Genomic DNA, 20,587 nt, shown 5'->3' with positions numbered 1-20,587 from the left:
TCGTGATCATGACGATCGCGAGCGTGCGTGCGGAGTTCAGCCCTGCGGGGACCTACCTGAACACGGCTTCGCTGGCGCTGCCGCCCCGGCGTACCGTCGACGCCGTGGCGGCGGCCGTCGAGCGCTGGTCGCACGGCCTGGACAATGCCCCCGACTTCGATGCCCCGGTCCAGCACGCCCGCGAGCGGTACGCCGAACTGGTCGGAGTGGACGCGGACCGGGTGGCCATCGGATCCCAGGTCAGCGTGCTCGCCGGCATCGTGGCGGCCGGGCTGCCCGATGATGCGCAGGTGTTGTTGGCCAGCGGGGACTTCACCAGCGTGATGTTCCCGTTCCTCGCCCAGGAGCGGCGTGGGGTGCGGGTCCGTGACGTGCCGCTCGCCGACCTGCCCGGCGAGATCGGGCCCGGCACCACGCTGGTCGCGGTGGCGGCCGTCCAGTCGGCCGACGGGGCGCTGGCCGATCTCGACGCGATCGAGGCGGCCGCCCGCGAGCACGGCGCGCGGACCCTGATCGATCTCACCCAGGCGGCCGGTTGGTTGCCGATCGACGCGGGGCGCTTCGACTACACGGTCTGCGCGGCGTACAAGTGGCTGCTCGCTCCCCGCGGGTGCGCGATGTTGACCATGGCGCCGGAGCACTTCGGAGAGGCGATCCCGCACGGGGCGAGCTGGTTCGGCAACGCGGACGTATGGAACTCGATCTACGGGGCGCCGCTGCGACTGGCCGACACCGCGCGCGCCTACGACGCCTCGCCGGCCTGGCACAGCTGGGTCGGGCTCGAGGAGTCCCTGGACTTCCTGCTCGGCCTGGGCATCGAGCAGATCCACGCCCACGACGTCGGGCTCGCCGACGACTTCCTCGCCGCGCTCGGTCGCCCGCCGGCGGGGTCGGCCATCGTCAGCGTCCCGGTCGCACCCGGCACGGCCGAGGCCGCCGCCGCGGCCGGGATCCAGGCCGCAATGCGTGCCGGGCGGTTGCGGGTGTCGTTCCACGTCAACAACGACGCCGACGACGTGGCCCGGGCGGTCGAGGTGCTGGGACCGTTCGTGCGCGAGTGAGCCCGGGGCCTACCGATTCCCCGGGCCGCCATGAAGTGCTGGCCGATCGCGATGGCGAAGGCTGCCGTGGAGCGGGCCTCGATCTCGTCGGGGTCGTCAAGCAGCCGACGTGGGCGTCCAAACGCTGGCCGAGCTCGCGCTCCAGGGCGCCGAGCAGGTCGACTACGCCGATCGATTCAGGATCCGAACGACCCGACCGGAGGATCCGCGGGCCTGGGCCCAGGCGATGTTCGGCGACGCTGCCGATCCCGGTCAGACGGTGATCTTCCGCGGTGTACTGGGGATGCCCGTGGGTACGGTGCTCGGCGGTGAGCGCGTTGCGGTGGCCCGGATCGAGCGGGCGGAGGGGGCGCGTCGGATCTGGCTGGCCGATGCCTCGGACCTGGTCAGTTGTCGCCTGTTGGTGGAGGTCGCGCCGGATCGGCAGGGCGCACCGGGACCGACCGACGGGTGCCGCGGCAGCGTGTCGTTGACCACCTTGATCAGCTACCGCGACCGGCGCGGCCGATCCCGCTGGTCGTGCCTGGCGCCGGTGCATCGCAGGCTCGCGCCCGGGCTGCTCCGCGATGCGGCCGCGACGATGGAGGGGCTGGCACTGTCGGCTGAGCGAGTGGCGCCGACAGCGCAGGCGGAGAACTGATCTTCACCGGTACGCCGAGGGACCTGCTCAGCTCGACGACGGCTGCCGACCTGCGGTGCGCGGTCGGGCCTCCCACCAGGTGAATCGCCGCCACGCCCGCTCCAGCGGGCCCTGGCCGAATGCGCGCAACCACAGGGTGCTGATGATCAACTGAGCCAACAGGATCCCTGCGCAGACGATGATCAGGCGGACCCGCCCGGCCTGGCTGTCGTCGATGCCCAAGGGCTCGGTGAGAGTGAGTGCGACGAGCATCAGGACGAGGGATGCCCCGATGTAGTTGGTCAGCGCCATCCGGCCGAGCGGAGCGAAGATCGCGCGCAGGGCGCCGGAGAGGGGAGTGGCCAGCAGCGCGACCAGCGCAGCCAGGTAGCCGGCCGCCATCACCAGGCCGAGGACCGAGGCGAACGGCCAGAGCGCGATCTGCGACGGGTCGGAGAGCAGCATGATCACGGCAGGAGCGCTGATCCCCGCGATGATCAGCGCCAGCGCCGCGGCCACCACGCCCGCACGTGCCCCGGTCAGCCGTTCGGGCACGCGACAGCCCGCCAGTCCGAAGCCGAGCAGGAAGAGGCCCGGGATCAGGGCCATCCCCCCGGACAGCGCGCCGGCGACCGTCAGCACGGCTCCGGCCACGATCGGTACCCAGCGCAGCCGGGCGCGCAGGAAGGTTGCCGGGAGCAGGAAGAACAGCGCGGCGATGGCGTACGGCAGCAGCGCCTCGCCCGGCTGGATGATCTGGTGCAGTGCCCCGAGAGCCGCCAGCATTCCGATCCGCCGCAGCAGCGCGAGCCGTGGACGGTCGGTACGCCGTCTCGCGGAGCCCCAGATCATCCCGAAGCCGATCCCGAACAGCAACGAGAAGATCGGGAAGAACCGCTGCTGCACGAAGACCTGCAGCACCGCCTCGGCGGGAATGTCGGCGAGCCGCCAGTAGAGGTCTTGATCATGGAACCGGGCCAGTACGGTCGGCGCGTTGACGAAGATGATGCCGCACAGCGCGAAGCCGCGAGCGACATCGAGCAGCGCGATCCGGGGCGGGGTGGAGGCAGAGGAGGGCACGCGCACACGATGCCCGCAGGTGTCGCGTCGCACCATCGGCCGAGGGTGGCCCGGCGGGTCGGCCCACGGGAGTGCCGGTCGGCGGCGGGTCGGACCGCGGCCCGGTGTGGCGCTGTTGACCGATTGTCGGAGGTCGCGTCTATAGTGGTCCGTGTTCGAACAACTGTTCGATGCGGACTTGGGGAAGGACCGCTCGCAGGCGATCGAACCGGGGCTTGTCCCGACGCTCCCGGCCTCGACCCCCGGGGGCGTCGGGGCATTCCCGATCCGCGCGGCGCGTCCGCGTACCGACCACTACGCTCGACCCCAGGCCGGGATGCGCACCTCGCGTGACCCGACAGGTGCCGGTCGCGGCGTGAGGAGGGCACGATGCGGGGAGCAGGTGCCGCCCAGCGCGTGCTGGTCGACGCGCTGACGGCCAGGCTGGGCGCGAGGCCGAACGATGTCGTCGACCTCGGTGGCGGCACCGGCGGTCTCGCGGGGACGTTGGCCGGGCTCGGCCATCGTGTGACCGTGATCGACCCGAGCCCCGACGCACTGGCCGCCGTGCAGCGCCGCGCCGCCGAGCTCGGGGTCGGTGACCGGCTCACCGGGCGCCAGGGCGACAGCACCACTCTGGTGGGCGATCTTGGACCGGGCGCCGCCGATCTCGTGCTCTGCCACGAGGTGCTCGAGCTGGTGTCGGACCGCGCCGCGACGTTGACCGGCATCGCGACCGTGTTGCGCCCGGGCGGTGCCCTCAGCCTGGTCACGGCCCAGCGCTACCCGAGGGCGCTCGCGCACGCCGCCGCGGGAGACTTCGCCAGGGCGCGGGCAACCTGGCAGGACCCGACCATGCTCGACCCGGTGCGGGCGCGCGAGTTGCTGGCCGGGGCCGGCTTCGAGATCCGCGAGGCGCACGGGCTCGGCCTCGCCGCCGGCCAGATCTCCGACGAGGTAGGCGAGGGCCGGGGCGGCGCGATTCTCGACCTCGAGCGTGCCTTCGCCGCCGACCCGGGCCTGTTGGCCGCAGCGCCGCGGCTACACCTGTACGCCACGGCGGCCGGAACACCCTGACGGCGGCTTCGGCGTACCCATCGAGAGGGTCGGTGAACGGCCCCGGCTGCGGGTTTCTTTCACCCCCCGGCGCAACTAGACTGTCGACACCAAGGATCATCGACACCCACGAGGTTTCGACGGACGGATTCGGGAGGTGACAGTGGCCCTCTCAGAGGAAGAGCAACGACTGCTCGACCAGATGGAGGCTGCGCTGGCGGCTGAGGACCCCAAGCTGGCCAACGCCATGCGGGGCAGCACGCAGCGGCGCCTGCACCGCCGGCGGGCAACATTGGCCGGCATCGGATTCGTCGCGGGACTCGGCATGTTGATCGGTGGCATGGAGGTCCACCCGGTCCTGAGCGTCGCCGGATTCGTGCTGATGCTGGTCGCGACGGTCGTCGCGATCTCGTCCTGGAACGGAGCCGGGCGGGTGCGTTCGCGGGGGCCCGAGCCGTCGGACCCGCGCAAGCCGATGGGGGCGCGGACCGATCCGGGCGGCCGGACGCGTCACCGCCGCGCCGGTGAGAGCAAGAACTTCATGGACCGGATGGAGGAGCGCTGGCGGCGACGCCAGGACGAGGGCTTCTGAACCACACGTAAGTCGCGAGGGCCCGGCGGGATTTCACCCGCCGGGCCCTCGCGCGTCCTGGGTGATAGACGCGGGCTGAACCGGCAGCCGCGGGGTGAGTCGGCAGGCGCGGGGTGAGTCGGCAGGCGCGGGCGATACTCGGTTCGCGTGTGCCGGTTGGGTTCGCGGATGGAGTAGTGAGCGTGCAGCCGCGGGGTGGGTCGGCAGCCGCGGGGTGGGTCGGCAGGCGCGGGCGATACTCGGTTCGCGTGTGCCGGTTGGGTTCGCGGATGGCGTCGTGCGCGTGCAGCCGCGAGTTGGGTCGGCAGGCGCGGGGTGAATCGGCAGGCGCGGGTGGAACCGGCAACCGCGGGGTGAACCGGCGGCCCTGGCGAATCGGCGTCGGTCAGCGGCGCCGGTTGAAGTTGTGCCAGACCGATCGCGGCCAGTAGCGCGCCGCGAGCCGGCCGAGCCGGCCGTCCTCCTTGGCCTGCAGGCCCTGCTCCACGCGCTTGACCAGCGGGCGCGGGTCGTCGGTATTGCGGTAGTCACGGGAGAACCGGGCCCGTTCCACCAGCACCGACAGTCGCTGCATGGCCTGCCCGGGCCCGTCGTCGAGCTTCTGCGCGATCCGGGCGCCCGTGTCGCGGGGCGAACTGCTCGGCCAGTCGTGGCCGTGATCGACCACCAGATCGCGGACCTCGGTCCAGGCATCCTCGACGCGCTCGCTCGGCGTACCCTCCGCCGACATCCGTATCCCCTTGCGCCGCCGTCGCACGATGGCCGGCAGTGCGGCGAGCAGCCCGAGCACCAGCACCACGCCGGCGGCTGCGGCCACCCGCTGGGCAATCAGTGCCAGGTCGTCGCGGATGCCGACCTCGTCCTCCGGAGTGGGGACGGGCACCGGCGAGGCCGAGGTGGTCGGCTCGGGCGCCGGCTCGGGGATCGGGGTCGCCGACGGCTCGTCGGGCTCCTCGCCCTCGCCCTCGTTGCTGGTCAGCGACCACGGCGGCGGGGCGGCGACGCCCGGGGTCGGCTCGAAGCGGACCCACCCGTAGTCCTCGAAGTACAGCTCCGGCCACGCGTGCATGTTGCGTACCGTGACCTCCCAACTGTCGCCGGCCTTGGTGCCCGGCAGGAAGCCGATGGCCATCCGGCTGGGGATGCCGGCAACCCGCGCCATCATCGCCATCGAGCCGGCGAACTGCACGCAGAATCCGCGCTTGTCCTCCAACAGGAACTGGGTCAGCGCGTCGTAGCCGTCGGAGTCCGACGGTTCGAGCGAGTAGGTGAACTCGTCCGAGCGCAGGTACGCCTGGATCGCCGCGGCCTTGAGGGCCGGCGTCGGCGCGTCGCCCACCACCCGGTTGGTCAGCTCGATCAGCTCCGGCGGCAGGTCGGCCGGCACCTCGCCACTGACCTGGAAGTCGGCGGGCATTCCCGCCTCGGCCGCCGCCAGCCCGGCTCCGTCGGGCTCGACGGGATAGCTGGTCACGGTGTACTGCAGATTCGCCGTGGCGGCCTCCCGGTTGTCGCCGTTCGACAACACGGTCAACGAGTTCGGGTCATAGGCCCATCGTCCGGGCGCCTCGAACCGGTCGGTCGGATAGGGCAGCGGCAGGTACATCGAGTTCAGCTCGCCGATCTGGATCGACGTCTGCACGCTCGGGTCCGGCACGTCGGCGACGCCCGGCGGGGGCGGCAGGTCGTTGCCCGAGTTCAGTTGGATCGGGATGCCGGAGAAGCCCTGCGAGTCGAACCGAGGCAGGGTCGCCATCCGCAGGTACTCCGGGTCGCTCGCCGTCGTCTGGTAGACCATCACCACCCGGTCCTCGGGTTGGGTCAGGTTGCGCTTGAGGTCCTGCGACGGGTCGTTGAGCTGCAGCGGCCCGGCGTCGCCGCGCGGCGGGGCGAGCGTCCAGTTGCCGCCGGCATCGCGTACCGGCAACGCCATCGCCGCCACCAGGGCGAGCACGATCGCCGGAATCCCCACCAGGGCGGCGAGCTGCCAGGCGATGGGGCCGATGGTCGTCCGGCCGCCGGAGTCCGTGCTGATCCCACGGGTCCAGGACTCGGCGCCGTTCATGCCCTCGGCGACCAGTATCAGCAGGTAGCCGGCCGCCATCGAGACGAACGCCCACCACGGCGCCGACAGCGTCGGCACCAGAGCGGTGATCAGATACGGCGTGATCAGCGGGCCCAGGGTGGCGACCGGGCGCTGCACGGTCTCGACGAAGTGATCGGTCATGATCGTGATCGCGCCGATCATGGTCACGAAGAGCAGCGTGACCCCGGCCGAGGGCTCCATCGGGACCGGCTGGCTGGCCATGTGCTGGATGCCCTGGGAGTACAGATCGGGCAGGCGGGCGAACACACCGAGATCGGAATTGCCGGCCGTGACCGCGATCGCGAACACGAAGATCGCCAGCAACAGCACCTGGCCGCCGAGGATGATCAACGGGTCGAGCTCGAAGCGGCGGGCGATCAGCCCGGCCAGGCAGAGCACACCAGCCAGCGCGGTGCCGAGCCAGAGGAAGGCCGGATCGACGGTCAGGCTGAGCAGCGGCACGCTGGCCAGCACCATGGCGGCGAACACGGCGATGGCGTACCGATCGCTCGGCAGCAGCCGACGGGCGGCGGCCACGGGGGCCGGTCGCGGATCGGGCCGGGGATCGTCGGCCCGGCGCACGGGGGCGGGCGGGGAATCGATCGTCATCAGATCAGCGCCCCCATCAGGTCGAGCTCGCGCCACGCCAGCGGCAGGGCCTTGTCGCGTGGCACCTCGACCACCCGCCACTGGTGATCACGCAGGATCCGTACCGCGTCGCGGTGGGCATTGCGTTGGGTCTCGTTCACCGCGATCGGCTCGTCATCCGGGCCGAGCACCCAGCCGGGCACGTCCGCGACCAGCGCCATCGCCTGGGAGCGGGTACGCCGGGCCCGCAGCAGCACCTCGGCGTCGGCCGGGGTGAGCAGCCCGCAGATGGCGACCAGCAACTCACCGGACTGGCCGGCCAGTTCCGCCTCGAGTGCCTTGGACATCGTCGGCTGACGGCTGGCCCGCAGATCGGTGAGGGCATGCATCAACACCTGGCGCGAGGAGAGCTGGTGCCCGTCGGGCGACTCGGCGCGGGTGACCGCGCCGTCGGCGTGGTAGAGATCGACGGCGTAGCGCTGATCAAGGAAGTACTGTGCGATGGACGCCGCCGCCGACACGGCCCACTCCAGGGATGCATCCGGACCGGCGCCGACATGGGCCTCGGAGCGCGAGTCCAGGATGATCGTCGCGCTGGGATCCCAGGCCTGCTCCTCGCGGCGGACCATCACGTCGCCGCGGCGCGCGGTGCTCGGCCAGTGGATCCGTCGGACATCGTCGCCGGCGCGGTACTCGCGGATCATCACATCGTCCGGCCCGAGCGTGCCGACCGTCTGCGGCCGGCTCTCGCCCGTGTTGGAGCCCGAACCGGAGACCCGCATCGGGCCCAGCGGATGGATGCGCGGCATCACCATCACCTCGGTCGTCGCGGTGAACTGGCGGTCGTGGGTGACCATGCCGAGCGGATCGGTGCTGCGGACCAGCAGCGGGCCCGTCCGGAACCGGCCGCGGCTGCGTGCGGTGAGCGGATAGGTCACGTCGTGCTGCCAGTGCGGGTCGAGGTCGGAGATCAGGAACTGCGGCGATCGGCCCAACTCGCTGGGCACATGATCGGCGAACAGCAACACACCCTGGGGTAGCCGGCTGCGCTTCGAAACGGCGATCTCACCGGTCATCGGGTCGCCGATGGCGACCTCGGAGGGGTACAGCTCGCGCTGCGCGGCGAGACGCAGCCGGCTGCGCCCGATGATCAACCACGCGATCAGCGGCAAGAAGATCAGGAACAGCCCGACCCAGAGCAGGTCGCGCTGGCCGAACAGCATCGCCGCGAGCACGGTGATGGCGCCGATGAGCGCCAACAGCTTGCCGCGGGCGGTGATCAGTCGCCACGGATTGCGCATGAGGTCTTTCTGGTTGCGGAGTTGCGGGACCGGCCGGCGGGCCTGGGGTCAGTTCGCCTGCGGGATCGGGACGGACCGGAGCCGCTCGGCGACCACATCGCCGACGGCGCGACGAGCCAACTGCGCGTCGGTCGAGGGCAGGACGCGGTGGGACAGCACGGGCACCGCCAACGCGGCGATGTCGTCGGGGCTGACATAGTCGCGGCCGGCCAGGGCCGCATAGGCGCGCGAGGCGCGGAGCAACTGCAAGGTGGCGCGGGGCGATGCCCCGAGCCGCAGGTCCGGGGTGTTCCGGGTCGAGTTGATCACCGCGACGATGTATTCCTTGATCGCCGGCGCCACGTAGACGTCCTTGACGGCCTGGATCAGGCCGAGCACGGTACGCGCGTCCGTCACCGGCTGCAGGGCCCGCAGCGGGTCCGAGGCGCCGTGCGATTCCAGCATGTCCAGCTCCGACTTCGGCGTCGGATAGCCCATCTCGATGCGGGCCATGAAGCGGTCGCGCTGGGCCTCGGGGAGGGGATAGGTGCCCTCCATCTCGATCGGGTTCTGGGTGGCCACCACCATGAATGGCAGTTGCAGCCGGTAGGTCGTGCCGTCGACCGAGACCTGCCGCTCCTCCATCGACTCCAGCAGGGCGGACTGCGTCTTCGGCGAAGCGCGGTTGATCTCGTCGCCGACCACGATGTTGGCGAAGATGCCGCCGGGCTTGAACTCGAAGTCGCGGGTCTCCTGGTTGAACACCGAGACGCCGGTGATGTCGGAGGGCAGCAGGTCCGGGGTGAACTGCACGCGGCGTACCGAGCTGTCGATCGAGCGGCCGATCGCCTTCGCCAGCATGGTCTTGCCCACGCCGGGGACGTCCTCGACCAGCAGGTGCCCCTCGGCCAGCAGCACCACCAGGGCCAGATTGACCGATTCGCTCTTGCCCTCGATGACGCTCTCGATCGCGTCGCGGACCCGACCCATGACCTCGCCCACGTGCTCCAGCGGGGGCGCCGCCGCGCGCCCGGCCTCATAGGTGGTGTTCACGTTTCCTCCGTGCTGTGCCGACTGCTGAATGGGGCGCCGTCCCGGTGTCGGCGCCCGGGCCACTGTACGTGAGGTCACGGCGGGACAACGATTCCCGGCCCACCCGTTCTCCCGACCGCGTTCATCGGTCCGCGATCGCGCGGACGAACGGACACGCGGTGGGGAGAAGTGGGGCGGTACTTGCATTGAGTGGAGGAAAGTGGAGTACAGTGGAGCGCAGTGGAGGAGAGCGGAGCTGATCGGCGGCCCGGGGAGGTGCGATGTTCCTTGGCACGTACACCCCGAAGCTGGACGAGAAGGGCCGCTTCTTCCTCCCGGCGAAGTACCGCGACGAACTCGCCGAAGGTCTGGTGATCACCCGCGCACAGGAACGGTGCCTGGCGATCTACCCGATGGCGACGTTCGTGGCGATGACCCAGGAGATGGCGCAGGCGCCCGGGACGGTCAAGCAGGTCCGCGACTACCAGCGCATGCTGGCGTCGGGGGCGAGCGACGAGGTCCCGGACAAGCAGGGCCGGATCACGGTTCCGACGCAGCTTCGGCACTACGCCGGGCTGGACAAGGACATCGTGGTCGCCGGCGCCATCAATCGGGTCGAGGTCTGGGACCTCGCCGCATGGGAGGCGTACGCCGGGCAGCAGGAGCCCGTCTTCGCCGCCATGAACGAGGAACTCCCCGGGGCGCCAGCGAGCTGACCCCGGGACGGATCGGGCACGACCGCGCCGCGCGGCCTTGACCCGGTGGGCCTGTCGGCTGGCATCCCTTCCCCGATGCCAGGCGACCTTCCCGAGGCCCTCCGGGTTGGGACCTCGCGGCGCGGCCGCAAGCACACACGTCGGACGCGCGGTTGGCGAGAGGGTCGAGATGTCGCAGCAGCCGGGGCCGCAACACGAGCCCGTGATGCTCGCGCGGATCACCGAACTGCTCTCGCCCGCACTGGCCGAACCGGATTCCGTCTATCTGGACTGCACCCTCGGCCTCGGCGGACATGCCGAGGCCGTGCTGCGTGCCAACCCCGGCGCCCGGCTGATCGGCATCGACCGTGACGCCGATGCGCTCGCGTTCGCCGCCGATCGGCTGGCTCCGTTCGGTGACCGGGTACGCCTGGTGCAGGCGGTCTATGACGAACTGGCCGACGTGCTCGCCGAGGCCGGTACGCCGCGGGTGCAGGCGATCTGCATGGACCTCGGCCTGTCCTCGCTGCAGATCGACACCGCCGACCGCGGGTTCGCCTATGCCGTCGACGCGCCGCTGGACATGCGGATGGATGCCCGGGACCCGCGCACCGCCGCCGACATCCTGAACACCTACTCCGAGGCCGACCTCGCCCGGCTGCTGCGGGCCTACGGCGAGGAGCCCGCCGCGCGCCCGCTCGCTCGTGCGATCGTCGCGGCGCGGGCCAGCGAGCCGTTCGACACCTCGGCCCGGCTCGTCGACCTGGTCGGCGCCGTCGCCGGCCGCCCGGGCCGCGGGCGGCGTACCGGTCATCCCGCGAAGCGGACCTTCCAGGCGCTGCGGATCGAGGTGAACGGCGAGCTGGATGCGCTGGCGCGGGCGCTTCCCGCCGCCGTCGACGCGCTGGCCGAGCCCGCCGCCGGCCGGCCCGGCGGGCGGCTGGCGGTGCTGGCCTACCACTCGCTGGAGGACCGGATGGTCAAGCGAGTCTTCCGCGCCGGCGCCACCGCCGACGCGCCGCGCCACCTGCCGGTGCCCGCATCCGAACTGCGGCCGCGCCTGCGGCTGCTCACCCGTGGCGCCGAACAGCCGGCCGAGGACGAGACCGCGGGCAATCCGCGGGCCGCGTCCGCCCGGCTGCGCGCCGTCGAGAAACTGCAGGAGGTTGCCGCATGAGTGCACTGCTCGACACGCTGCTGCCGGACGCGACCCCCGGTCGCCGGCGGCCGCCGCTGGAGCCGGTGGCCCGCCCGGCCGCGGGCCGGCTGTCCCGGGTCCCGTTCCTGGCCGTGCTCGCCGCCCTGCTCGGGATCGGGATGGGCGGGCTGCTGCTGCTGAACACCGCGCTCCAGGCCCAGGCGTTCGAGCTGAACCGGCTGAACACCGAGGTCCGCGACCTGTCCTACACCGAGGCCGGGCTGCGCGCGGCGCTGGACGAGCAGGGCTCGACCCGCAACCTCACCCGGCGCGCGTCCGATCTCGGCATGCGGCCTCGGGACAACACGGCATTCCTGGTGCTACCGGACGGCAAGATCAGCGGCGACCCGAAGCCGGCGGGCGATGACTACCCGCGCGCATTCCTGGATCGCAACCCCGCCACCGTCCAGCAGGAGGAGCGGGCCAAGGCGGCCGAGCAGGCCGACAAGCGGATCGCCGCGGAGGAGAAGGCGCGGGCGCAGCGGCGGGCCGACGTCGAGCGCGAGCAGGCCGAGCGGGCCCGCGACCAGGCGCGGCGCGACGGCGCGACCGATGCCCGGGGCGACCGCGCCCGCGGCGACGAGGCGAACAACCGAGGCAACTCCGACGATTCCCGAGGAGGAGACCGATGACGCGACGCCCCGATTCGCGGACCCGCCGCGGCCCGGCCGCCGGCCGCTCGCGCGGCGGTCGGCGCCCCGTCCGGCGCGGCGGAACCCGGCGCCGGCGCCCGCTGCGGATCCCGCTCGGCTCGGCCCAGCAGCGGTTGCGCGTGCTGATGATCGCCCTGGCGATCGTCGTCTCGCTGTGCGCGGGCCGGCTGATCCAGATCCAGGCGCTCGACACCCAGGCATACGCGGCGAAGAACGAGAGCCGACTGACCGCGAAGGTCAAGCTGCCCGCCGTCCGCGGCGAGATCACGGACCGATCCGGCACGGTGCTCGCGACCACCGAGGAGGCGGTCGCCATCACCGCCGATCCCAGCCTCACGGCCACCCGGGCCGACGAGATCGTCGACGTCTTGGTGCGGCACCTGACCGATCCGGAACCCGCGAAGTATCGCGAGGCGCTGACCAAGCCCAACACCCGGTTCGCCTTCGTCGCGCGCAAGGTACCGGTCGCCAGCTACGCCAAGATCGCCGACGAGCTGACCCAGCTCGGCATCTACGGGGTGTTTCGGCAGTCCGACCCGATCCGGCTCTACCCCGAACAGTCCACCGCGGCGGCCGTCCTCGGCTTCGTCAATTCCGAGGGCGAGGGCCGGGCCGGCATCGAGATGACGGCCAACGACAATCTGACCGGTACGCCGGGCGAGGAGACCTATGAGTCCTCCTCGGGCTATCGCATCCCGCTCGGCCGCAATGTCACCGTCCCGGCGGTCGACGGCATCGACTACCAGCTCACCCTGGACACGTCGCTGCAGGCCGCCACCGAGCGCCGGCTCGCCCAGGGCATGGCCGACACGCGAGCGAGCTCGGGCGCGGCCGTGGTGATGAACATCAAGACCGGGGAGGTGCTGGCGATGGCCAACACCCCGGGTTTCGACGCCAACCGGCCGGGCGAGGCAAACCCCGACGACCTGTTCAACCGGGCGAACAACTTCGCCTTCGAGCCCGGATCCACCGGCAAGGTGCTGACCATGGCGGCCGCCATCGACAGCGGCACGGTGTCCTCGGAGTCGAGGCTGATCATCCCGCCGAGCCTGCGGTCGGGCGGATCGAGGGTGACCGATCACTTCGAGCACGGCACGATCAACCTGACCGCGCGCGGCGTACTCGTGAAGTCGTCCAATCTCGGCATGATGCTGATCTCGCGCCAGATGGAGGAGGGCGTGCTCCGAAAGTACCTGGCCGACTTCGGCATCGGCCGGCGCACCGGGATCGAGCTGCCGGGCGAGGGGACCGGCTCGCTGCCCGCCGAGGACGCCTTCGGCAAGCGCGCGACCAGCGACCGGGTCGCGTTCGGTCAGGCGTACTCCACGACCACGATCCAGATGGCGGCGGCGGTCGCCGGCATCGTCAACGGCGGTGTCTACAACAGCCCGACCCTGATCAGGTCGGCGACCGGACCGGATGGTCGCGATGTGCCGATCGACCGCGGCCAGCCGCGCCGGGTGGTTTCGGAGGAAACCTCGAAGCAGATCGTGTCGATGATGGGCTCGGTCGTGCACACGGGTGTGGGCAACCTGGAGATTCCGGGGTACGCCACCGCGGGCAAGACGGGCACGGCGCAGAAGTTCAACACCAAGACCGGGCGCTATGACTCCTTCACCACCTCGTTCGTCGGCGTCGCACCCGCCCAGGACCCGACCCTGCTCACCTACGTCGTGCTGCAGGACGGGCGAGGTTCTGGCACCAGCGACGCCGGACCGGTCTTCGTCGACATCATGAAGTACGCGTTGCCCCACTACGGGATCCCGCCGGTGAAGCGCGAGGTCGACTATCCCGACATCGAATGGTGAGTTGGCCGGAGCGTCAGCGGTGAGTACCGTCCAGGCTGTGCCTCAGCCCGCCGATCGCGATCCGCGCGTCCCGGACGGCCTGCCCGCCGCGAGCGGGGTCGGCCTGGACTCGCGGCTGGTCGGGCCGGGCGATGTGTACGTCGCGCTGCCCGGATCGAGCACCCACGGCGCCCGCTACGCCGCCCAGGCCGCCGCAGCCGGGGCGGTCGCCGTGTTGACCGACGCCGAGGGTGTCGCGCTGGCCGGCGACGTCGGGGTGCCCGTCGTCGAGGTGCCCGATCCCCGGGCCGCGATGGGCCCGCTCGCCGCCGCGGTGTACGGGGACCCGGCAGCGCGGCTCGGGCTCTTCGCCGTCACCGGCACCAACGGCAAGACCACCACCGCCCATCTTGTCGAGGCCGGCCTGCGCGCGCTGGGCCACAGCGTGGGCATCATCGGCACCAACGGCTTCGCCGTCGACGGCCGGGGACTGGACCGGGCCCGGACCACCGTGACGACGCCGGAGTCGCCCGATCTGCACGCGCTGTTGGCGGCCATGGCCGACCAGGGAGCCGACCGGGTGGTGATGGAGGTGTCGAGCATCGCCATGGCGTACCGCCGCACCGCTGGCGCGCGGTTCGCCGCGGCCGGCTTCACCAACCTGGGCCGCGACCACCTGGACTTCCACGCCGACATGGAGGAGTACTTCGCGGCGAAGGCGTCACTGTTCACGCCGGAGCACGTGGCTGCGGCGGCCATCGTGACCACCGACGAGTGGGGCCGCCGGCTGGCCGGGACGATCCGGGCCGCCGACGAGTTGCCGCTCCTCACGGTGGGCGCCGAGGACGCGGATTTCCGCGTGCTGCGGACCGGCGCCGACGCCGCCGGACGGACCGAGGTCAACGCGGCGACCCCGGACGGCCAGCTCGACTTCGCGCTCGCGCTGCCGGGCGCCTACAACATCACCAATGCCCTGACCGCCCTGGCGATGCTGCGCGCCGCCGGCCTGGACGCCGCCATGGCCGCGCGCGGGCTCGCCGATGCGACGGTGCCCGGTCGGATGCAGCGGATCTGGCTCGATGGCGACGCCCCCGAGGTCTATGTCGACTTCGCCCACACCCCGCAGGCCATCGACGCGGCGCTGGCGGCCGCGGGCGAGCGGGGGCAGCGGGTGATCGCCGTGTTCGGCTGCGGTGGGGACCGCGACCGCGCCAAGCGGGAGCCGATGGGCGCCGCGGCGGCGCGCCGCGCCGCCGTGGTCCTGGTCACCGATGACAATCCGCGCACCGAGGATCCGGCGGCCATCCGGGCCGCCGCGCTGGCCGGGGCCCGCGCCGCGGCCGGACCGGACACCGTGGTCCGCGATGCCGGCGGGCGGGCCGACGCGATCGCCGAGGCTCTGACGCTCGCCGCCCCCGGCGAAGTTGTCGCGATCCTCGGCAAGGGGCACGAGCGCGGCCAGGAGATCGCGGGGGAGATCCTGCCCTTCGACGACGCCGAGGTGGTCACCCGCACCTGGGCCGGACTCGCCGGGGAGCGCGGATGAGATCACTGCGCCTCGACGAGCTCGCCCGCGCCGTCGACGGTCGCCTCGCCGGCGATCCCGACACCCCGGTGGGCCCCGATGTGGTCATCGATTCCCGGCGCGCAACCCCCGGCGCGCTGTTCGTCGCCGTGCCGGGCAGCAAGGTCGACGGCCACGATTTCGCCGCCGCCGCCGCCGCGGGAGGCGCAGCCGCCGCCCTGGTCAGCCGGCCGACCGGTGAGCTTCCCGAGGTGGTCGTCGGCGACACGGTTGCCGCGCTGGGCCTGCTCGGTCGCGACGTCCTTCGGCGCACCGACGCACGGGTGCTCGCGATCACCGGCTCCCAGGGCAAGACGACGACCAAGGACGTGCTCGCCCAACTGCTGGAGGCCGAGGGGCCGACCGTGGCCCCGGTGGGGTCCTACAACAACGAGTACGGCCTGCCGTTGACCGCGACCCGCGTCGAGCCCGACACCCGCTGGCTGATCAGCGAGATGGGCGCGCGTGGCGAGGGGCACATCGCCTATCTGTGCGGGCTCACCCCGCCCGATGTCGCGATCGTGCTGAACGTGGGCCAGGCCCACCTCGGCGAGTTCGGCGACCGGGAGGCGATCGCCCGCGCGAAGGGCGAGCTGGTCGAGGCGCTGTCGCCCGACGGCTGGGCGGTGCTGAATGCCACCGACGTCCGGGTCGCCGCGATGGCCGCGCGGACCGCGGGACGGATCGCCTGGTGGGCGGTGGGCAGCCGTCCCGACCTGCCCGGCGAGCTGCGGGTCTGGGCCAGCGACCCCGATGCCGACGAACTCGACCGGCACGGATTCGTGCTGCACGCCGAATCCGGCGGCGCGCTCGCCAGCGCCCCCGTCCGGCTGGCGACCCCGGGCCGTCACCAGATCGCGAACGCGCTCGCCGCCGCGACCGCCGCGCTCGTCGAACTCGGCGCCGAGGCGCTGCCGCGCGTCGCGGAACGCCTGGGCGCCGCCCGACCCCGCTCGGCCTGGCGGATGGAGCTGAGCACCCTCGCAGTGCCGGGGGGTGAGGCGCTGTTGATCAACGACGCCTACAACGCCAACCCGGACTCGATGCTCGCCGCCCTGGAGTCCCTCGCCCACATCGCCCGGCGCCGCCGCGGCGCCACCGGCCAGGGCCGCGCGATCGCCGTCCTGGGTGACATGTTGGAACTCGGGGCGACGGCGCGCTCGGAGCACGAGGCGCTGGGCCGGGCGGCCGGCGCGCTCGAGGTGGACCTGCTGATCGCGGTCGGCGAGTACGCCGAGGCCGCGGCCGGGGCCGCCGAGCAGGCGGGCGTACCCAACGTCCGGACCGTTACGGTGCTGGGCAGCGACGACAGGACCAAGGTGGCAGGAGAACTCGCGAACATGCTGCAGCCCGGCGACACGGTTCTGGTCAAGGCCTCTCGCGCCCAGGCACTGGAGGAGCTGGCCGCCGCGCTGGCCGCGCGACTCGGCGAGGGCGAGTCGCGGGGGGAGCGCCGATGAGGGCGATCCTGCTGTCCGGCGGCATTTCGATGATCGTCACCCTGCTCGGTACGCGGCTGGCCATCGGCTACTTCACCGAACACGGCTACGGCCAGTTCATCCGCGACGACGGGCCGACCAGTCACCACACCAAGCGCGGTACGCCGACCATGGGCGGGCTGGTGATCATCATCGCGGTGCTGCTCGGCTTCTTCGGTGCGCACCTGATCACCTGGTCGATGCCGAGTGTCTCCGGACTGCTGATCCTCTGGCTGTTCGTCGGCATGGGCATCGTCGGATTCCTCGACGACTGGACCAAGATCAGCAAACAGCGCAGCCTCGGGCTGAATGCCAAAGCCAAGCTGATCGGGCAGGGCATCGTCGGGATCTCCTTCGCCGTCCTGGCGCTCAGCCTGCCCGACGAGCGGGGCGTCACCCCGGCCTCCCAGGCGCTGTCCTTCCTCCGCGACATCGGTCCGCCGCTGCCGGCCGTGCTGATCGTGGCCTGGATCATGTTGCTGATCGCGGGAACCTCGAACGCGGTCAACCTCACCGACGGCCTGGACGGCCTGGCCACCGGCGCCTGCGCGATGGTCTTCGCCTCCTACACGCTGGTCAACATCTGGCAGTCCAACCAGTCCTGCGGATCCATCCGCTCGGTCGGCCCGGGTTGTTACGAGGTACGCGATCCGCTCGACCTCGCCATGGTCTCGATCGCCCTCGCCGGGGCCTGCTTCGGCTTCTTGTGGTGGAACGCGAAGCCGGCGAAGATCATCATGGGCGACTCCGGTTCGCTCTCGCTGGGTGCGGCGCTGGCCGGGATCGCGATCTTCACCCGCACCGAGCTGCTGCTGATCATCCTCGGCGGCCTGTTCGTGGTGGTCACCATGTCGGTCATCCTGCAGGTCGGCTACTTCAAGGCCACCGGCGGCAAGCGGCTGTTCAAGATGGCGCCCCTGCACCACCACCTGGAGCTGCTCGGCTGGGCCGAGGTGACCATCGTCATCAGGTTCTGGATCATCGCGGGGATCTGTGCCGCCCTCGGCCTGGGGCTGTTCTACGGCGAGTGGGTGGCCTGGTTGTGAGCCGGGACCACCCGGACGTCGCGGCCTGGCGCGGCCGGGACGCGCCCTGGGCGAGCGCCCGGGTCACCGTCGCCGGGATCGGCCGGTCCGGATTCGCCGCCGCGGACGCGCTGCTCGAGCTCGGTGCGACGGTCACCGTGCTGGACGAACGCGACGATGCCGACAATCGGGAGCGCGGCACGCTGCTCGAGGTGCTCGGCGCGAGCGTCCGGATCGGCCCCGGCGCGAGCGCCGCCCTGCCGGCGGGCACCGACCTGCTGATCGTCTCGCCCGGTTGGCGGCCCGGCGCCGCGCTGCCCGTCGCGGCCGCGCGCGCGGGCGTACCCGTCTGGGGCGAGACCGAACTCGCATGGCGGCTGTCGGAGGTGCCGTGGCTGGCGATCACCGGGACCAACGGCAAGACCACGGCCACCCTGATGCTCGCTGCGATGCTGCGGGCCGGGGGACTGCGGACGGCGGCCGTCGGCAACCTGGAGCGGCCGATCACCGAGACGGTGCTCGATCCCGAGCCGCTGGACGTGCTGGCCGTCGAGCTGTCGAGCTTCCAGTTGCACTGGACGACCACGATGGCCGTGCACTCCGCGGCGGTGCTGAACCTGCAGCCCGACCACCTGGACTGGCACGGCGGTGCCGACGCCTACGCCGCCGACAAGGCCCGGATCTATGCCGGCGTCACCGACGCCTGCGTCTACAACGTCGCGGATCGCGCGACCGAACGGATGGTGGAGGAGGCCGAGGTCACCGAGGGTGCCCGGGCGATCGGGTTCACCCTCGGCGTGCCGGCCCCGAGCATGGTCGGTGTCGTCGACGACCTGCTGGTCGACCGCGCGTTCATCCGCGAGCGCCGCAGCTCGGCGGTCGAGCTCGCTTCCGTGTCCGATGTCAGCCCGTCCGGCCCGCACAATGTCGCCGACGCGCTGGCCGCGGCCGCGCTCGCCCGCTCGTTCGGCGTCGCGCCGCGTGCCGTCCGCGACGGACTGCGCGCGCATGCCGCGCCCCCGCACCGGTTGGCGACCGTCGCGGAGCTGGACGGCGTCCGGTGGATCGATGACTCCAAGGCGACCAATCCGCATGCGGTCGATGCCGCGTTGTCGGCATTCGACCGGGTGGTCTGGATCGCCGGCGGGCAGGCCAAGGGTGCGCCCTTCGACGACCTGGTCGCCAGGCACGCCAATCGGCTGCGGGGGGCGGTGCTGCTCGGCGTCGACCGCGCGGTGATCGCCGAGGCGCTGGCCCGACACGCACCCGAACTCCCCGTGATCGAGGTCGCGCGGGCCGATAGTGGAGCCATGGCGCAGGCGGTGGCGGCCGCGCGGACCCTCGCGCAGCCCGGTGACGTGGTGGCACTGAGCCCCGGCTGCGCCAGCTTGGACATCTGGCCCGACTATGCCGCGCGAGGCGACGACTTCGCCGCAGCGGTGCTCGGGACCGACCCGCCGGCGCAGACCCGGCCAGGCGCGAAGGAGTAGAGCGGCGTGGCGATCGATCACTTCCCCGATCAAGATCAACGCGATCCCCGGACGGCCGACGGCAGGCGCGGCGACCTGCGCTCCCAGCTCGGCGTACTGCTGCAACACCCGCAGGCCAGCCTGCACCTGGTGCTCGCCTCCTCGGCGCTGCTGATCGGCCTCGGCGTGATGATGGTGCTGTCCGCCTCCAGCGTCTATGCCGCCAACCGGTACGACGATGCGTTCTATTTCCTCAAGCGTCAGGCGTTCTTCCTGGTCGTCGGCCTGCTCGCGGCCTTCGTGCTGGCCCGGCTGCCGATCGCGAAGCTGCGGATCGTCGGCTGGATCGGGATGGGCCTGGCGTTCTTGTTGCTGATCCTCACCTACACCCCATTGGGGGTGACGGTGAACGGCAACCGGAACTGGCTCAGCCTCGGCATCGACCTGTTCCGGATCCAGCCCTCGGAGTTCGCCAAGCTGGCGCTGATCGTCTGGGGCGCGGACGTGTTCTGCCGCAAGCGTCGGCTGCTGGACCAGCCACGACACCTGCTGGTGCCCTTCCTGCCGGCGGCGCTGCTGCTGCTGGGGCTCGTCGTCTTCCAGGGCGACCTCGGCACCGCGATGATCATGATCGCGATCATCGCCGTGATGTTGTGGGGGGTCGGTACGCCGATGCGCCTGATGCTCGCGATGGCCGCCGCGGCGGTGGCCGCCGTGATCCCGATGACGCTGTTGTCGGCGGACCGGATGCGGCGGTTCAGCGCCTTCTTCAATCCCGCCGAGGGTCTCGACGGGGCCAACATGCAGTCGACGATGGCGCTGTATGCCATCGCCTCCGGCAGTTGGTGGGGCACCGGGATCGGCGGCAGCCGGCAGAAGTGGGGGAGCCTGCCCGAGGCCCACAACGACTTCATCTTCGCCGTCATCGCCGAGGAGCTGGGGCTGCTCGGGGGGCTGGTGGTGCTGGCCCTGTTCGCCGTGCTCACCTACGCCGGGCTGCGGATCGCGATCCGCAGCGACATCGATTTCTGCCGGTACGCCGCCACCGGGGTCACCGCCTGGTTCAGCGTGCAGGCGCTGATCAACCTCGGCGTCGTGCTGCGGCTGCTCCCGGTCCTCGGCGTGCCCTTGCCGATGGTGTCCTACGGTGGGTCTGCACTGCTGGCCAATCTGTGCGCACTCGGCGTACTGGTGGCCTGCGCCCGCAACGAGCCCGGCGCCCGAGCGCTCCGGGAGGCGCGCCGCGGCCCGCGGCGGCCCCGGGTGACGACATTGGTGGGCGGCCGGCGCTGAGCCGGCGCCGGAGAGGAGACAGGGCCGAGATGGCGAGCAACCCCACCCCACG

17 protein-coding genes are annotated in these 20,587 nt (G+C 71.9%); 13 read left to right on the top strand and 4 right to left on the bottom strand.

Going from position 1 to position 20,587, the window contains the following annotated elements; genetic code table 11:
- The first annotated feature begins 8 nt into the window (after window positions 1-8).
- A complete protein-coding gene (locus ACXDC7_RS14180; RefSeq protein ID WP_459222500.1) occupies window positions 9-1,061 on the top strand; it encodes an aminotransferase class V-fold PLP-dependent enzyme in 1,053 nt (350 codons plus the stop codon).
- 109 nt (window positions 1,062-1,170) lie between these two features.
- The gene (locus ACXDC7_RS14175; RefSeq protein WP_459222499.1) at window positions 1,171-1,701 is read left to right on the top strand and encodes a hypothetical protein; all 531 of its coding nucleotides are present in this window, start codon (window positions 1,171-1,173) and stop codon (window positions 1,699-1,701) included.
- Window positions 1,702-1,728: 27 nt separating this feature from the next.
- On the opposite strand, the gene ACXDC7_RS14170 is transcribed toward ACXDC7_RS14175, so the two are convergent.
- Window positions 1,729-2,760, bottom strand: a complete 1,032-nt coding sequence (locus ACXDC7_RS14170; protein WP_459222498.1) for a DUF418 domain-containing protein — start codon at window positions 2,758-2,760, stop codon at window positions 1,729-1,731.
- Window positions 2,761-3,129: 369 nt separating this feature from the next.
- On the opposite strand from ACXDC7_RS14170, the gene ACXDC7_RS14165 reads away from it, so the two are divergent.
- Together ACXDC7_RS14165 and ACXDC7_RS14160 are read left to right on the top strand one after the other, a co-directional pair.
- A complete protein-coding gene (locus ACXDC7_RS14165; protein ID WP_459222497.1) occupies window positions 3,130-3,816 on the top strand; it encodes a class I SAM-dependent methyltransferase in 687 nt (228 codons plus the stop codon).
- A gap of 142 nt (window positions 3,817-3,958) precedes the next feature.
- On the top strand, window positions 3,959-4,387 hold the full coding sequence (locus ACXDC7_RS14160; RefSeq protein WP_179445827.1) for a DUF3040 domain-containing protein: 429 nt from the start codon (window positions 3,959-3,961) through the stop codon (window positions 4,385-4,387).
- A 385-nt stretch (window positions 4,388-4,772) separates the two neighbouring features.
- On the opposite strand, the gene ACXDC7_RS14155 is transcribed toward ACXDC7_RS14160, so the two are convergent.
- The 3 genes from ACXDC7_RS14155 to ACXDC7_RS14145 are packed head-to-tail and all read right to left on the bottom strand — an operon-like array spanning window position 4,773 to window position 9,331.
- Window positions 4,773-7,082 carry a transglutaminase family protein gene (locus tag ACXDC7_RS14155; protein WP_459222496.1) on the bottom strand — a complete coding sequence of 770 codons (2,310 nt, stop codon included), beginning with the start codon at window positions 7,080-7,082 and terminating at the stop codon, window positions 4,773-4,775.
- Window positions 7,082-8,362 (bottom strand): DUF58 domain-containing protein, encoded by a 1,281-nt coding sequence (locus tag ACXDC7_RS14150; RefSeq protein WP_179445829.1) that lies wholly within the window; start codon window positions 8,360-8,362, stop codon window positions 7,082-7,084. The genes ACXDC7_RS14155 and ACXDC7_RS14150 overlap by 1 nt, the downstream gene beginning before the upstream one ends.
- Before the next feature lie 48 nt (window positions 8,363-8,410).
- Window positions 8,411-9,331 (bottom strand): AAA family ATPase, encoded by a 921-nt coding sequence (locus tag ACXDC7_RS14145; RefSeq protein ID WP_459222844.1) that lies wholly within the window; start codon window positions 9,329-9,331, stop codon window positions 8,411-8,413.
- A 323-nt stretch (window positions 9,332-9,654) separates the two neighbouring features.
- On the opposite strand from ACXDC7_RS14145, the gene mraZ reads away from it, so the two are divergent.
- The 9 genes from mraZ (at window position 9,655) to ftsW (ending at window position 20,535) form a co-directional block, all read left to right on the top strand.
- On the top strand, window positions 9,655-10,089 hold the full coding sequence (mraZ, locus tag ACXDC7_RS14140) for a division/cell wall cluster transcriptional repressor MraZ (RefSeq protein ID WP_179445830.1): 435 nt from the start codon (window positions 9,655-9,657) through the stop codon (window positions 10,087-10,089).
- 169 nt (window positions 10,090-10,258) lie between these two features.
- Window positions 10,259-11,245 (top strand): 16S rRNA (cytosine(1402)-N(4))-methyltransferase RsmH, encoded by a 987-nt coding sequence (gene rsmH, locus ACXDC7_RS14135; protein WP_459222495.1) that lies wholly within the window; start codon window positions 10,259-10,261, stop codon window positions 11,243-11,245.
- On the top strand, window positions 11,242-11,898 hold the full coding sequence (locus tag ACXDC7_RS14130; RefSeq protein ID WP_459222494.1) for a hypothetical protein: 657 nt from the start codon (window positions 11,242-11,244) through the stop codon (window positions 11,896-11,898). Before rsmH ends, ACXDC7_RS14130 begins: the two co-directional genes overlap by 4 nt.
- Window positions 11,895-13,727 carry a peptidoglycan D,D-transpeptidase FtsI family protein gene (locus ACXDC7_RS14125; protein WP_179445833.1) on the top strand — a complete coding sequence of 611 codons (1,833 nt, stop codon included), beginning with the start codon at window positions 11,895-11,897 and terminating at the stop codon, window positions 13,725-13,727. Before ACXDC7_RS14130 ends, ACXDC7_RS14125 begins: the two co-directional genes overlap by 4 nt.
- Window positions 13,728-13,764: 37 nt before the next feature.
- Window positions 13,765-15,252 carry a UDP-N-acetylmuramoyl-L-alanyl-D-glutamate--2,6-diaminopimelate ligase gene (locus ACXDC7_RS14120; RefSeq protein ID WP_459222493.1) on the top strand — a complete coding sequence of 496 codons (1,488 nt, stop codon included), beginning with the start codon at window positions 13,765-13,767 and terminating at the stop codon, window positions 15,250-15,252.
- Complete coding sequence (locus ACXDC7_RS14115) at window positions 15,249-16,730, top strand: UDP-N-acetylmuramoyl-tripeptide--D-alanyl-D-alanine ligase (RefSeq protein ID WP_459222492.1); 1,482 nt, start codon at window positions 15,249-15,251, stop codon at window positions 16,728-16,730. The genes ACXDC7_RS14120 and ACXDC7_RS14115 overlap by 4 nt, the downstream gene beginning before the upstream one ends.
- Window positions 16,727-17,794: a phospho-N-acetylmuramoyl-pentapeptide-transferase gene (mraY, locus tag ACXDC7_RS14110; protein WP_179445836.1), complete on the top strand. Its 1,068-nt coding sequence runs from the start codon at window positions 16,727-16,729 to the stop codon at window positions 17,792-17,794. The genes ACXDC7_RS14115 and mraY overlap by 4 nt, the downstream gene beginning before the upstream one ends.
- Window positions 17,776-19,263 (top strand): UDP-N-acetylmuramoyl-L-alanine--D-glutamate ligase, encoded by a 1,488-nt coding sequence (gene murD, locus ACXDC7_RS14105; protein WP_425487406.1) that lies wholly within the window; start codon window positions 17,776-17,778, stop codon window positions 19,261-19,263. Before mraY ends, murD begins: the two co-directional genes overlap by 19 nt.
- 6 nt (window positions 19,264-19,269) lie before the next feature.
- Window positions 19,270-20,535 (top strand): putative lipid II flippase FtsW, encoded by a 1,266-nt coding sequence (gene ftsW, locus ACXDC7_RS14100; protein ID WP_343045963.1) that lies wholly within the window; start codon window positions 19,270-19,272, stop codon window positions 20,533-20,535.
- Window positions 20,536-20,587 lie beyond the last annotated feature (52 nt).

The sequence above is a fragment of the Naumannella huperziae genome, from assembly GCF_054073625.1.
Note: the sequence above shows the minus strand (reverse complement) of the source record. Positions and strands in the feature narration are given on the sequence as shown.

What these genes read in the sequence shown, in the direction of transcription:
- ACXDC7_RS14180 (WP_459222500.1), top strand. Translation starts at nt 9, where the DNA reads ATGACGATCGCGAGCGTGCGTGCGGAGTTCAGCCCTGCGGGGACCTAC.
- ACXDC7_RS14165 (WP_459222497.1), top strand. Translation starts at nt 3,130, where the DNA reads ATGCGGGGAGCAGGTGCCGCCCAGCGCGTGCTGGTCGACGCGCTGACG.
- ACXDC7_RS14155 (WP_459222496.1), bottom strand. Translation starts at nt 7,082, where the DNA reads ATGACGATCGATTCCCCGCCCGCCCCCGTGCGCCGGGCCGACGATCCC.
- ACXDC7_RS14150 (WP_179445829.1), bottom strand. Translation starts at nt 8,362, where the DNA reads ATGCGCAATCCGTGGCGACTGATCACCGCCCGCGGCAAGCTGTTGGCG.
- ACXDC7_RS14145 (WP_459222844.1), bottom strand. Translation starts at nt 9,331, where the DNA reads ATGGGTCGGGTCCGCGACGCGATCGAGAGCGTCATCGAGGGCAAGAGC.
- mraZ (WP_179445830.1), top strand. Translation starts at nt 9,655, where the DNA reads ATGTTCCTTGGCACGTACACCCCGAAGCTGGACGAGAAGGGCCGCTTC.
- rsmH (WP_459222495.1), top strand. Translation starts at nt 10,259, where the DNA reads ATGTCGCAGCAGCCGGGGCCGCAACACGAGCCCGTGATGCTCGCGCGG.
- ACXDC7_RS14130 (WP_459222494.1), top strand. Translation starts at nt 11,242, where the DNA reads ATGAGTGCACTGCTCGACACGCTGCTGCCGGACGCGACCCCCGGTCGC.
- ACXDC7_RS14125 (WP_179445833.1), top strand. Translation starts at nt 11,895, where the DNA reads ATGACGCGACGCCCCGATTCGCGGACCCGCCGCGGCCCGGCCGCCGGC.
- ACXDC7_RS14115 (WP_459222492.1), top strand. Translation starts at nt 15,249, where the DNA reads ATGAGATCACTGCGCCTCGACGAGCTCGCCCGCGCCGTCGACGGTCGC.
- mraY (WP_179445836.1), top strand. Translation starts at nt 16,727, where the DNA reads ATGAGGGCGATCCTGCTGTCCGGCGGCATTTCGATGATCGTCACCCTG.